Annotated in this window: 6 protein-coding genes and 2 rRNA genes (1 of these 8 only partly in view); all 8 read left to right on the top strand. The window is 59.9% G+C overall.

The genetic code is table 11. From position 1 onward, the window contains the following. A 23S ribosomal RNA gene (locus tag HU739_RS14090) occupies positions 1-1,802 on the top strand (it extends 1,092 nt beyond the left edge of the window). Positions 1,803-1,973: 171 nt separating this feature from the next. Beyond that, positions 1,974-2,089 (top strand): 5S ribosomal RNA (gene rrf, locus HU739_RS14085). Positions 2,090-2,243: 154 nt separating this feature from the next. Then, entirely contained in the window at positions 2,244-5,696 is a 3,453-nt protein-coding gene (gene recC / locus HU739_RS14080) for an exodeoxyribonuclease V subunit gamma (protein ID WP_186552213.1), read from the top strand. Next, on the top strand, positions 5,693-9,385 hold the full coding sequence (gene recB, locus HU739_RS14075) for an exodeoxyribonuclease V subunit beta (protein WP_186552212.1): 3,693 nt from the start codon (positions 5,693-5,695) through the stop codon (positions 9,383-9,385). The genes recC and recB overlap by 4 nt, the downstream gene beginning before the upstream one ends. Further along, positions 9,382-11,490, top strand: a complete 2,109-nt coding sequence (gene recD / locus HU739_RS14070; protein WP_186552211.1) for an exodeoxyribonuclease V subunit alpha — start codon at positions 9,382-9,384, stop codon at positions 11,488-11,490. The genes recB and recD overlap by 4 nt, the downstream gene beginning before the upstream one ends. Before the next feature lie 119 nt (positions 11,491-11,609). After that, positions 11,610-12,185, top strand: coding sequence for a YfiR family protein (locus tag HU739_RS14065; RefSeq protein ID WP_186552210.1), 576 nt, complete (start codon positions 11,610-11,612; stop codon positions 12,183-12,185). Next, positions 12,182-13,450 carry a diguanylate cyclase domain-containing protein gene (locus HU739_RS14060; protein WP_186552209.1) on the top strand — a complete coding sequence of 423 codons (1,269 nt, stop codon included), beginning with the start codon at positions 12,182-12,184 and terminating at the stop codon, positions 13,448-13,450. Before HU739_RS14065 ends, HU739_RS14060 begins: the two co-directional genes overlap by 4 nt. A gap of 46 nt (positions 13,451-13,496) precedes the next feature. After that, positions 13,497-13,946, top strand: a complete 450-nt coding sequence (locus HU739_RS14055; RefSeq protein ID WP_186552215.1) for an OmpA family protein — start codon at positions 13,497-13,499, stop codon at positions 13,944-13,946. Positions 13,947-13,951 lie beyond the last annotated feature (5 nt).

Genomic DNA, 13,951 nt, shown 5'->3' with positions numbered 1-13,951 from the left:
CACTAGTCGAGTCGGCCTGCGCGGAAGATGTAACGGGGCTCAAACCATACACCGAAGCTACGGGTATCACCTTCGGGTGATGCGGTAGAGGAGCGTTCTGTAAGCCTGTGAAGGTGAGTTGAGAAGCTTGCTGGAGGTATCAGAAGTGCGAATGCTGACATGAGTAACGACAATGGGTGTGAAAAACACCCACGCCGAAAGACCAAGGTTTCCTGCGCAACGTTAATCGACGCAGGGTTAGTCGGTCCCTAAGGCGAGGCTGAAAAGCGTAGTCGATGGAAAACAGGTTAATATTCCTGTACTTCTGGTTATTGCGATGGAGGGACGGAGAAGGCTAGGCCAGCTTGGCGTTGGTTGTCCAAGTTTAAGGTGGTAGGCTGAGATCTTAGGTAAATCCGGGATCTTAAGGCCGAGAGCTGATGACGAGTTACCCTTTGGGTGACGAAGTGGTTGATGCCATGCTTCCAAGAAAAGCTTCTAAGCTTCAGGTAACCAGGAACCGTACCCCAAACCGACACAGGTGGTTGGGTAGAGAATACCAAGGCGCTTGAGAGAACTCGGGTGAAGGAACTAGGCAAAATGGCACCGTAACTTCGGGAGAAGGTGCGCCGGTGAGGGTGAAGGACTTGCTCCGTAAGCTCATGCCGGTCGAAGATACCAGGCCGCTGCGACTGTTTATTAAAAACACAGCACTCTGCAAACACGAAAGTGGACGTATAGGGTGTGACGCCTGCCCGGTGCCGGAAGGTTAATTGATGGGGTTAGCTAACGCGAAGCTCTTGATCGAAGCCCCGGTAAACGGCGGCCGTAACTATAACGGTCCTAAGGTAGCGAAATTCCTTGTCGGGTAAGTTCCGACCTGCACGAATGGCGTAACGATGGCGGCGCTGTCTCCACCCGAGACTCAGTGAAATTGAAATCGCTGTGAAGATGCAGTGTATCCGCGGCTAGACGGAAAGACCCCGTGAACCTTTACTATAGCTTTGCACTGGACTTTGAATTTGCTTGTGTAGGATAGGTGGGAGGCTTTGAAGCGTGGACGCCAGTTCGCGTGGAGCCATCCTTGAAATACCACCCTGGCAACTTTGAGGTTCTAACTCAGGTCCGTTATCCGGATCGAGGACAGTGTATGGTGGGTAGTTTGACTGGGGCGGTCTCCTCCTAAAGAGTAACGGAGGAGTACGAAGGTGCGCTCAGACCGGTCGGAAATCGGTCGTAGAGTATAAAGGCAAAAGCGCGCTTGACTGCGAGACAGACACGTCGAGCAGGTACGAAAGTAGGTCTTAGTGATCCGGTGGTTCTGTATGGAAGGGCCATCGCTCAACGGATAAAAGGTACTCCGGGGATAACAGGCTGATACCGCCCAAGAGTTCATATCGACGGCGGTGTTTGGCACCTCGATGTCGGCTCATCACATCCTGGGGCTGAAGCCGGTCCCAAGGGTATGGCTGTTCGCCATTTAAAGTGGTACGCGAGCTGGGTTTAGAACGTCGTGAGACAGTTCGGTCCCTATCTGCCGTGGACGTTTGAGATTTGAGAGGGGCTGCTCCTAGTACGAGAGGACCGGAGTGGACGAACCTCTGGTGTTCCGGTTGTCACGCCAGTGGCATTGCCGGGTAGCTATGTTCGGGAAAGATAACCGCTGAAAGCATCTAAGCGGGAAACTTGCCTCAAGATGAGATCTCACTGGAACCTTGAGTTCCCTGAAGGGCCGTCGAAGACTACGACGTTGATAGGTTGGGTGTGTAAGCGCTGTGAGGCGTTGAGCTAACCAATACTAATTGCCCGTGAGGCTTGACCATATAACACCCAAGCAATTTGTTTGCTTCGAGCTGAAAAGCGAAAGAGCACCAGATTGCGGTGTGTGAAGACGAAACGAACCGAAAGTTTGAATCTCACGGAAACACCGAAAGCTGTCACATACCCAATTTGCTGAAGCGCGGCCAGATGGCCACGATTCGGTACCCGAATTTCTTGACGACCATAGAGCGTTGGAACCACCTGATCCCATCCCGAACTCAGCAGTGAAACGATGCATCGCCGATGGTAGTGTGGGGTTTCCCCATGTGAGAGTAGGTCATCGTCAAGATTAAATTCCGAAACCCCAATTGCGAAAGCAGTTGGGGTTTTGTTTTGTCCGCAAGAAAGTTCTTACAGCATTCGCAGACGCCGTCCGGCTGTCACAACCTGCCGACAATGCTAAGGTTCTGCCCTGGCTTTCGTACTTCTCCAAGGAAACCTCTATGCCGGACGCCCAGTCCCTCAACGCTGCATTCATGGTGGTCCAGAGCAACAGCCTGGACGAACTGCGCAGCCTGGTGGTCAGCATCATGCGTCGTTACCCATTGGCGCCATTGGAGAACGAGATTGCGCTGGTGCAAAGCAACGGCATCGCTCAATGGCTCAAGTTGGCCTTGGCCGAAGATCCGCAAGAGGGCGACCTGGGTGGCTGCGGTATCGCTGCGGCGATCGATGTGCAACTACCTGGCAGTTTCATGTGGCAGCTCTATCGCATGGTTTTGGGGCGTGACGAAATTCCAGCCAAATCCCTGCTCGATAAGGCGCCGCTGACCTGGCGTCTGATGCGGCTGCTCCCCCAGGTGATTGACCGCCCGCATTTCGAGCCGCTGCAACGCTTCCTCACCCACGACACCGATTTGCGTAAACGCTATCAACTGTCCGAGCGCCTGGCGGATCTATTCGATCAATATCAGGTGTACCGGGCCGATTGGCTTGAAGACTGGGCCGAAGGGCGGCACCAATTGCGAAATGTCCGAGGCGAAGCCAAAGCGCTGCCTGCCACCAGTTGCTGGCAAGCCGAACTGTGGCGCGCATTGCTGAATGATGTCGGCGAGCAAGGCATGGCGCAAAGTCGTGCCGGCGTTCATCAGCGCTTTATCGAGCGAATCAACACCCTTGCCGAGGCGCCGCCGGTACTGCCATCACGGGTGATCGTTTTCGGGATTTCTTCGTTGCCGGCCCAAGTCCTTGAAGCACTGGCCGGGCTCGCGCGTTTCAGTCAGGTTCTGCTTTGTGTGCACAACCCTTGCAGACACCACTGGGCGGATATCGTCGCCGACAAGGATTTGCTGCGTCACCAATACAAGCGCCAGTCCCGCAAGAATGGAATGCCTGTTGTACTTGATCCCGAGACACTGCATCAACATGCTCACCCGCTGTTGGCTGCATGGGGTAAGCAAGGTCGGGATTACATCAATCTGCTCGACAGCTATGACGATCCCGACAGCTATCGTGCAGCCTTCCGCGATGGCCGCATCGACCTGTTCAGTGAAACCCGGCCACAGAGTCTGCTCAATCAACTGCAGGACGACATTTTAGAACTGCGCCCACTCAACGAGACGCGCGAGCACTGGCCTGCTGTCGATCTGCAAAAAGACGAGTCGATCCGTTTTCACATCGCCCACAGCGCTCAACGCGAAGTGGAAGTCCTGCATGACCAGTTACTCGCGCGTTTCAGCGCCAATCCGGACCTGCGCCCTCGCGATGTTATTGTGATGGTGCCCGATATCGACAGCTATGCACCGCATATCCGTGCGGTGTTTGGTCAGCTCGATCGGCACGATCCACGTTTCATTCCCTTCACCTTGGCGGATCAGGGCCAGCGGGGCCGCGATCCGCTGCTGATTGCGGTCGAGCATCTGCTTAAACTCCCCGACAGTCGTTTTCCCGTCAGCGAGATTCTCGATCTGCTCGACGTCCCCGCCTTACGCGCCCGTTTCGGTGTGGAGGAGCGTGACTTGCCCACATTGCATCGCTGGATCGAGGGCGCGGGGGTGCGCTGGGGCATGAACGCCGAACAACGCGCAGGGCTGGGTTTGCCGGAGGAACTTGAGCAAAACAGCTGGCATTTCGGTCTGCGGCGGATGCTGCTCGGTTACGCCGTCGGCAGCGCCGGCGCCTGCGCAGGGATTGAACCCTATGATGAAATTGGTGGGCTGGACGCCGCATTGATCGGTCCACTGGTTGCCCTGCTGGATGCATTGGAACTCGCCCATCAGCAGCTCATGCAACCGGCTCAACCCAAGGAATGGGGCCAGCGCCTGCAAGCGCTCATGCAGTTGTTCTTCAAGGCGAGCAACGAGCACGACGATTACTTGCTGGCTCAGTTGGAAGAGCTTCGCGAAACCTGGCTGGAAACCTGTGAAGCGGTCGGTCTGATCGATGACCTGCCGTTGACGGTCGTTCGTGAGGCTTGGCTTGCCGGTCTGGACCAGGGCCGCTTATCTCAGCGTTTCCTCGCCGGGGCGGTAAATTTCTGCACGCTGATGCCCATGCGCGCCATTCCGTTCAAACTGGTGTGTTTGCTGGGCATGAACGATGGCGATTACCCCCGGGCGCAACCGCCGCTGGACTTCGACCTGATGGGCAGCGACTACCGCCCGGGCGATCGATCGCGGCGTGAGGACGACCGTTATCTGTTGCTTGAGGCGCTCCTTTCCGCGCGCGACCAGCTGTATATCAGTTGGGTCGGGCGCAGCATTCGCGACAACAGCGAGCGGCCTGCTTCGGTACTGATCGGCCAGTTGCGCGATCATCTCGCCAGCGGCTGGCGTCTGCTGGAGGAAGGTCAGGATCTGCTCGGGGCGATGACCCAAGAGCACCCACTGCAGCCGTTCAGCGCGCGTTATTTCCACGAGGGTGACCCACTGTTCAGCTATGCCAGTGAATGGCAGGTGCTGCATCAGCAACATCCAACGGATAACCATGCGGAATTACTCTCCCCCTTTGTCCAGGAAGAGCCGCTGAGCCTGGCCCTGCTGCAGGATTTTTTACGTAACCCGGTAAGGCATTTCTTCACGCAACGACTAAAAGTGTTTTTCGAAGCGGCCGAGGCACCGCTCGCCAACGAGGAACCCTTCGTGCTGGATGCTTTGCAGCGTTATACACTCAGCGACAGCCTGCTCGAGGCAGCGCTCGGGCAACCGGACAATATCGTCCAGGCGCTCGAAACCCAGGCACGACGTCTGCAGAACAGCGGGCTGTTACCAATGGCCGGATTTGGCGAATGCCTGCAACGCGAATTGATCGAACCGCTGCCCGACCTGGTGCAGCGTTATCAACAGTTGCTGACGTTATGGCCGACGCCATTGACCAGCGCGATTGCGCTCAATCTCGATCTTCAGGGTTTACGTATCGACGGATGGCTTTCAGGTCTGCATCAACGCGCCGACGGTGGCCTGCTATCAGTCACGACCATTCCCAATAGCATTGGCTCGATAAAAAGTCGCAAGTGGCATCGCCTGACCAAACCGTGGGTCAATCACGTTGTGGCCTGTGCAAGCGGACTGGCATTGACCACGGCACTGGTTGCCAGTGACGACACCTTGCTGCTTGAACCGATGGCGCAAGACCGTGCGCTGGGGCTCCTTGGCGACCTGCTCCTCGCCTGGCAGGCTGGCATGCGTCAACCTTTGCCGATCGCTGTGAAAACCGCTTTTGCCTGGTTGTCCCAGACCGATCAGCTCAAGGCCGAAGCCGCAGCCCGCAAAGCCTATGAAGGTGACGGCCAGACCAGCGAGGGCGAACGCCGTGAGAGTCCGGCGCTGTCACGCCAGTTTTCCGACTTCGATGCATTAATGATGGATGAGACATTCTCCGGTTGGTGCGACGCCTTGTATCGGCCATTGCTCGAAGCCCCTTGGCGTTCATTGTCCAGTGAAGGGGCATGTGCATGAGTACGAAAACACCTTTGGCGCTGGCATTTCCTCTGCGTGGCAGCCAGTTGATCGAAGCCAGCGCCGGCACGGGCAAGACTTTCACCATCTCGGCGCTTTATCTGCGGCTGATCCTGGGACACGGTGGTGAGGCCAGCAGCTTCGGCCGCGAACTGCTGCCGCCGCAAATTCTGGTGGTGACGTTCACCGATGCCGCGACCAAAGAACTGCGCGAGCGGATTCGTACACGGCTGGCCGAAGCCGCACGTTTCTTCCGTGACGAGACGCCGGCTCCGGACGGCTTGATCGCCGAACTGCGTGGTCAGTTCGATCCTCAGCAATGGCCCGGTTGCGCCAATCGTCTTGATATTGCTGCGCAGTGGATGGACGAAGCCGCCGTTTCGACCATTCACAGCTGGTGCCAGCGCATGTTGCGTGAGCATGCTTTCGACAGCGGAAGCCTGTTCACCCAATCGCTGGAGACCGATCACAGCGATTTGCTCGGCGAAGTGCTGCGTGATTACTGGCGGTTGTTCTGCTACCCGATGCAGGGCGATGCCCTGAACTGGGTTCGCAGCAATTGGGGCGGCCCTGCGGCTCTGCTCCCGCGCGTTCGCGGTCTGTTCGCCAGCGCGCGCGACAGTGATGAAGACAAGACGCCCTCCGAGCTGATCGACGCCTGCTTGCTGGAACGCCGTGCGGCCTTGAGCGAGCTGAAAATGCCGTGGCGCCAATGGGCAGACGAACTGCTCGCGATTTGTCACCAAGGCGTTGCCAGCAAAACTGTCGACGGTCGCAAGATGCAGGCGCGCTACTTCGAACCGTGGTTCGAGAAGCTCAAGGCATGGGCCGAAGACGAAGCTCTGGAACAGTTGGACATCGGCACCGGTTTCAGTCGGCTGACTCCCGATGGCATGGCTGAAGCCTGGAAGGGCCAGGCGCCGAACCATCCGGGGCTGGACGCCATGCCCGGACTCAAGTCGAGTCTCGACGCGTTGCCAACTCCTGATGCGGCGGTTTTGCAGCACGCGGCCAAGTGGGTCGGCGCGCGCTTCGAAGAGGAAAAGCGCCGTCGCGCCGAAATGGGTTTTGACGACATGCTTTTGCGCCTGGATGCCGCGCTGCAATCGGAGGGCGGTGAGCGTCTTGCGACATTGATTCGCGAGCAATTCCCGGTGGCGCTGATCGATGAGTTCCAGGACACCGACCCGGTGCAGTACCGGATTTTCGAGGGCATTTATCGCATCGAAGAGAACAGTCCCGACACCGGCCTGTTTCTGATCGGCGATCCCAAGCAGGCGATTTACGCCTTCCGGGGCGCGGACATCTACACCTATCTGCGTGCGCGCCAGGCCACCGCCGGACGCCTGCATACGCTGGGCACCAACTTCCGTTCCAGCCATGGCATGGTCAAGGCGGTCAATCATGTATTCGAGCGCGCCGAGTCCCGCGAGCAGGGGCGCGGCGCGTTTTTGTTCCGGGAGAATAACGGCAAAAATCCCGTGCCGTTCCTGGCCGTTGACTCTCAGGGACGCAAAGAAAAATTGCAGATTGCCGGCAAGGACCTCGCGGCGCTCAATGTATGGCTGTTGAGCAGCGACCAGCCATTGTCAGGCGCGGTGTATCGACAACAATTGGCGGCGGCCTGTGCCAGCGAAATCACCGCGCTGCTTAATGGCGGACAGCGCGGCAGGGCTGGATTCGTTCGGGACGGCAACGATTCCGTCGGCCTGCGCCCCTCGGATATCGCGATCCTTGTCCGCGATGGCAAGGAGGCGCAGGCCGTGCGCAGTGAGCTTGCCGCCCGTGGGGTGCGCAGTGTCTACCTGTCTGACAAGGACTCGGTTTTCGCCTCGCAGGAAGCGCACGACCTGCTGTCCTGGCTCAAGGCCTGCGCCGAACCTGATGTCGAGCGCTTGCTCAAGGCCGCGTTGGCCTGCATCACGCTGAACCTGCCTTTGGCTGAACTGGAGCGACTTAACCAGGACGAGCTTGTCTGGGAGGCTCGCGTCATGCAGTTCCGCGGTTATCGCGACATCTGGCGCAAGCAGGGCGTACTGCCGATGCTGCGACGCCTGCTGCACGACTTCCATTTGCCGCAGACGCTGATGGCTCGCAGCGATGGCGAGCGGGTGCTGACCAACCTTTTGCACCTGTCCGAACTGATGCAGCAAGCCGCCGCCGAACTCGATGGCGAACAAGCACTGATTCGCCACCTGGCCGAGCTCCTGGCCTTGTCCGGTCAGGCCGGCGAGGAGCAGATCCTGCGTCTGGAAAGCGACGAGCAGTTGGTCAAAGTGGTGACCATCCACAAATCGAAAGGGCTCGAGTATCCATTGGTGTTCCTGCCATTCGTGTGCTCGGCAAAACCGGTCGACGGCAGTCGTTTGCCGCTGCATTACCATGACGCGACGGGCACGGCGCAGGTCAGCCTGAAACCGACCGCCGAGTTGATCGCGCAAGCGGACGAAGAGCGTCTGGCCGAAGATTTGCGCCTGCTCTACGTCGCCTTGACCCGCGCGCAGCATGCCTGTTGGTTGGGAGTGGCGGACCTCAAACGCGGCAATAACAACAGCTCGGTGCTGCACCTTTCAGCGTTGGGGTATCTGCTCGGCGGTGGGGCATCTCTGGGGGAGTCGGCAGGACTCGGGCGTTGGTTGCGAGACCTGCAGCAAGACTGTCCGGTGATCGCTATTGATGAAATGCCGCCGCCCACCGACGAACACTACCAGCCTGCGCGCAGCGAAGCTGTCCTCAGTGCCACGCTGTTGCCCAAGCGCAAGGCGAGCGAGAACTGGTGGATCGCGTCCTACAGCGCCCTGCGTATCAGTGACATTTTAAGTAGCGGCAGCGACGAAGCGCCGGACAGTCCGCAAGCACAAAAGCTGTTCGATGACGAACGCCTCGACCCTGACGCCCCGCGCGAAATCATGGCCGGCGGCGCCGATATCCATCGTTTCCCCCGTGGCCCAAATCCTGGGACGTTCCTTCACGGTTTGCTCGAGTGGGCGGGGAGTGACGACAGCTTCGTAGTGACCCGCGAGGCGCTGGAGGATGCGGTCGCCCGTCGTTGCAACCTGCGTGGCTGGGAAGGCTGGATTACCACCTTGAGTGACTGGCTGCAGCATCTGCTCAAATCCCCCTTGCCGATTGCCGACGGGCAGCCGCCGGTAATTCTCGAGCAGCTGAGGCAGTACCGCGTAGAAATGGAGTTCTGGTTCGCCAGCCATAAAGTCGACGTGCTCAAGCTCGATGAACTGGTCCGTCAGCAGACCCACAACGGCGTCGCTCGCGTAGCGGCAGAGCCGGTGCAACTGAACGGCATGTTCAAGGGCTTCATCGACCTGACCTTCGAACACCATGGCCGTTATTACGTCGCGGATTACAAATCCAACTGGCTGGGTGTGGATGATCTCGCCTACACCAGGCCAGCGATGGAACAGTCGATTCTCGACAACCGCTACGACTTGCAATATGTGCTCTACCTGCTGGCGCTGCATCGTCAGCTCAAGGCCCGCTTGCCCGACTACGATTACGACCGGCACGTCGGCGGGGCGCTGTATCTTTTCCTGCGTGGTACTCGCGCCGACAGTCGCGGCGTCTATTTCACCCGTCCGCCTCGTGAGTTGATCGAACGGCTGGACCGGATGTTTCAGGGCCAACCCGAACCCAAGGCCGAACCCGCATGGGAACAGGGAGTCCTGCTATGAGCCGCACCTTTGCCGATCTGTTGCCGACACCGTTGACGGCCGAGAGTCTCTCTGGACTTGCGCCACTGACCCGCGCCGATGATCTGCTGCTATTGCTGACCCGCTGGGTCGAGCGCGGCTGGCTGCGCGCGCTGGACAAGGCATTCGTTGCCTTCCTTCATGAGCTTGAGCCGGATACCGATCCGTTGGTGCTGCTTGCCGCTGCGTTGACCAGCCATCAACTGGGTCACGGACACGTCTGCCTGGATTTGTTCGAAACCTTGAAGGCCCCGGATTTCGCTCTGTCATTGCCGCCCGAGGGCGACGTGCAAGGCGGCGTGTTGCTACTGCCTTCGCAGTTGCTTGAAGCGCTGGAAGGTGCGCATTGGTGCAAAACCCTGGCGGGTAGCCGCCTGGTGGCGCTCGCCGTCGATTCCAGTGAAACAGCGCAAGAGCGCCCGCTGGTGCTGTCCGGCAAACGCCTGTACCTGCGCCGTTACTGGACTTACGAAAGGCGCATCGATAGCGCGTTGCGCCAACGTCTCGCCCAAGGTGAGGCGCCACCGAATGATCTGCCGCAACGCCTCGACGAGCTGTTTGGTTCGGCCAGAGCGGGCGCGCCGATCGACTGGCAGAAACTCGCCTGTGCCCTCGCCACCCGCGGTGCCTTCAGCATTGTCACGGGCGGTCCGGGCACCGGTAAAACAACAACGGTGGTGCGCCTGCTCGCCTTGCTGCAAGCGCCGGCGGTGGAGTCCGGTCATCCGCTGCGCATCCGTCTCGCCGCCCCGACCGGCAAAGCCGCTGCGCGGTTGACCGAGTCGATCAGCCAGCAAGTGCAGTCATTGAAAGTCGCCGAAGACGTGCGGGCAAAAATTCCCTGCGATGTGACCACCGTGCACCGCTTGCTTGGTAGCCGTCCCGGCACGCGGCACTTCCGTCACCATGCGGGCAATCGTCTTCCGCTGGATGTGCTGGTGGTCGATGAAGCCTCGATGATTGACCTGGAAATGATGGCCAACCTGCTCGACGCATTGCCCGATCACGCCCGTCTGGTGTTGCTGGGTGACAAGGACCAACTGGCGTCTGTGGAGGCCGGCGCAGTGCTCGGGGATCTCTGCCGTGACGCCGAACACGGCTGGTACAGCCCGCAGACCCGAGAGTGGCTGGAGTCGGTTAGTGGCGAGCGCCTGCAGGGCAGCGGCTTGTTCGAGGACGTCGATGGCTCGCATCCGTTGGCGCAACAGGTGGTGATGCTGCGTCACTCGCGGCGCTTTGGCGAGGGCAGTGGGATTGGTCAGCTCGCGCGCCGGGTCAACCAGCAGTTACCGGATGAGGCGCGTCAGTTATTGGCGGGCGGGCATTATGAGGATGTCTATTCACTGCCGCTCAAGGGCGAGCATGACCACACGCTGGAGCGTCTGCTGCTTGAAGGGCACGGGGAGGGGCCGCAAGGTTACCGGCATTATCTGAGCGTGTTGCGCAATCAGCGTCCGGCGCAGGGTCGGCCGCTCGAGCATCCGGACTGGGTCGACTGGGCTCGCGAAGTCTTGCAGGCGTTCGACACCTTCCAGTTGTTGTGCGCTGTGCGCAAGGGACCGTGGGGCGTCGAAGGCCTGAACCAGCGCATCACTGCCGCGTTGCTCAAGGCGCGTCTGATCGACAACGACCAGCAGTGGTACGAAGGCCGTCCGGTGTTGATGACCCGAAACGACTACGGCCTCGGGTTGATGAACGGCGACATCGGCATCGCCCTCAAGCTGCCCGAGCGCGAAGGGCCGGATGCCGGCAAAACGGTTTTGCGCGTGGCCTTTCCGCGCAATGATGGGCAAGGCGGGGTGCGCTTCGTCCTGCCCAGCCGGCTCAATGATGTGGAAACCGTCTATGCAATGACGGTACACAAGTCGCAGGGTTCGGAGTTCGCCCACACCGCTTTGATCCTGCCGGATGCTTTGAATCCGGTGCTGACCAAGGAGTTGATTTACACCGGCATCACCCGGGCCAAGCACTGGTTCACCTTGATCGAGCCGCGCGCCGGGGTCTTCGAAGAGGCGGTCCAGCGCAAGGTCAAGCGTCTGAGCGGGCTGATGCTGGAGCTGGAGGAGAGCAGCGAGCCTCGCGGGTGAGAACCTCGGCGCGCCGTGGCGATTGCTGACCAACCGGTCAGAGATCGCCGCCTCGCTGGTGTTTCAACGCTGTGCTATCGTTGCGGCATCATTTCGCTACAACCCAAGAGAATCCCTGCATGAAGGTGTCTGTCTCGGCGACAGGGCGCGTCATTGGCGGCAAGCACGCGTTGCGCGTCGGTTTGCTCTGGTTGCTGGCGAGCGCGGCCTGTGCACAGCCGTCAACATCGCCGGGCATGGCGGAACAGCGAGCCAAATCAGTCACCCAAGTGGTTCTTGGCATCCTCAGTTATGCGCGCTGGCCGGTTGAGCCAGCACAACTGCGCCTGTGTATCGTCGGCCCTACCGAATACACCGACGATCTGGTCAAAGGCACCACGCAGGCCACTGGTCGACCAGTAACGGTACGTCGCCTGCTGGCCGACAACCCGGCCATCGTCAATCAATGCGATGCGGTCTACATTGGCAAGCTCACCGCCGATGAACGCAGCCGGCTGTTCGCCGCGTTGATCGGCCATCCGGTGCTGAGCATCAGCGAAAGCGATGACCAATGCACCGTCGGCAGTCTGTTCTGCCTGCGCGTGGGGGATGAGCAGGTGTCCTTCGAGGTCAACCTCGACTCCGTCGCCCGCAGCGGCGTGCGCATTCATCCAAGCGTGCTGCAATTGTCGCGTCGCAAAGCGGCGGCACCATGAGGCTGTTCACATCGAAAACCCGCCCGACCCTGGGCTCGGTCATTGGCCGTGGACACCTGATCGTCGCGCTGGTGGGGGTCGCGATGGCCAGTGTTTCGCTGACCTTGCTTGGCGTGTTGGCGCTACGGGTTTACGCCGATCACAATCTGCACCTGATTGCTCGCTCGATCAGCTACACCGTTGAGGCCGCTGTAGTTTTTAACGACAAGGCGGCAGCCACTGAAGCGCTGGCCCTGATCGCCGCCACCGAGGAAGTGGCAGATGCCAGGGTGCTGGACGCTCAAGGCCAATTGATTGCGCAATGGCAGCGAGCTGAAAGCGGTCTGTTCTCCGAGCTGGAAATGCAGATCACCCGCGCCGTCCTGGAAAAACCGGTGAGCCTGCCGATCGAGCATCAGAATCGTGAAATCGGCCGGGTATTGCTCATCGGTCATGGCGGTAGCCTGATGCGCTTTCTGCTCAGCGGCCTGGCCGGCATTGTGCTGTGCACCGCGATCAGCGCCTGGGTTGCGCTCTATCTGGCGCGGCGGCAGTTGCGCGCCATCATCGGCCCGTTGCACGGCCTTGCGAAGGTAGCGCATGCCGCGCGCAGCGAACGTGCGCTGGACCGGCGCGTGCCGCCGGCGCAGATTGCCGAACTCGACAACCTCGGCAATGACTTCAATGCCCTGCTCGATGAACTGGAGTCCTGGCAGACCCACCTGCAAAACGAAAACGAAACCCTCGCCCATCAAGCCAGCCACGACAGCCTCACCGGCCTGCCGAACCGGGCGTTTTTCGAAGGACGGCTGATTCGTGCCTTGCGAAACGGCAAAAAGCTGGACGAGCGTGTCGCCGTGTTGTTTCTCGACAGTGACCGTTTCAAAGGCATCAACGATAACTTCGGCCACGCTGCCGGCGACGCGGTGTTGGTGGCTGTCGCCAATCGCGTCCGCGCGCAACTGCGTGAAGAAGATCTGGTGGCGCGGCTGGGCGGTGACGAGTTCGCCGTGTTACTCACACCGCTGCACTCGGTCGAAGACGCCGAGCGCATTGCCGACAAAATCCTCGCCAGCATGGACATGCCCATTGCGCTGCCGGGCGATAGCAGTGTCGTGACTTCGCTCAGTATCGGCGTCGCGGTTTTTCCCGATCATGGCACCACGCCCGGTGCTCTGCTCAATGCCGCCGACGCAGCGATGTACCAGGCCAAACGCCTGTCGCGCGGTGCGCAATTCACGGCCGGGTCGGAGGACCCGGTCGATCCCGTTCAATCCAGGAGCTGACCCCGTGTATACATTGTCCAAGCGATCTTTTTTTGCGTTGCTGCTGATGGCGGCGCTGGCCCTGAGCGGTTGCCAAAGCACGCCAAAAGGCCTTTCTCCCGCGCAGATCGCCGTACTCAAACAGCAAGGCTTTGAACTGACCGACGAAGGCTGGGAATTTGGCCTGTCGGGCAAGGTGCTGTTTGGCAGTGACGTCGAGAGCCTCAACGCCCCCAGCACGGCAATCGTCGAGCGCATCGGCAAGGCCTTGTTGGGCGCCGGCATCGAACACGTGCGGGTCGACGGGCACACCGATGCGTCAGGCAAGGAAACCTACAACCAGCAACTGTCGCTGCGCCGTGCCAAAAGCGTCGCCAACGTGCTAGGCACAATCGGCATGAAACCCGAGAACATCCAGTTGCAGGGCCTTGGCAGCAGCGAACCGGTGGCGCCCAACGACACCGCCGCGGGTCGCACGGAAAACCGCCGGGTGTCGATTGTTGTCAGCGCCGACTAGTCAGC

The organism is Pseudomonas hamedanensis (assembly GCF_014268595.2).
GTDB lineage: Bacteria > Pseudomonadota > Gammaproteobacteria > Pseudomonadales > Pseudomonadaceae > Aquipseudomonas > Aquipseudomonas hamedanensis.
Note: the sequence above shows the minus strand (reverse complement) of the source record. Positions and strands in the feature narration are given on the sequence as shown.

Excerpts from the sequence above, each read along its gene's own strand:
- HU739_RS14065 (WP_186552210.1), top strand. The coding sequence starts at position 11,610 with ATGAAGGTGTCTGTCTCGGCGACAGGGCGCGTCATTGGCGGCAAGCAC.
- recC (WP_186552213.1), top strand. The coding sequence starts at position 2,244 with ATGCCGGACGCCCAGTCCCTCAACGCTGCATTCATGGTGGTCCAGAGC.
- HU739_RS14060 (WP_186552209.1), top strand. The coding sequence starts at position 12,182 with ATGAGGCTGTTCACATCGAAAACCCGCCCGACCCTGGGCTCGGTCATT.
- HU739_RS14055 (WP_186552215.1), top strand. The coding sequence starts at position 13,497 with ATGGCGGCGCTGGCCCTGAGCGGTTGCCAAAGCACGCCAAAAGGCCTT.
- recB (WP_186552212.1), top strand. The coding sequence starts at position 5,693 with ATGAGTACGAAAACACCTTTGGCGCTGGCATTTCCTCTGCGTGGCAGC.
- recD (WP_186552211.1), top strand. The coding sequence starts at position 9,382 with ATGAGCCGCACCTTTGCCGATCTGTTGCCGACACCGTTGACGGCCGAG.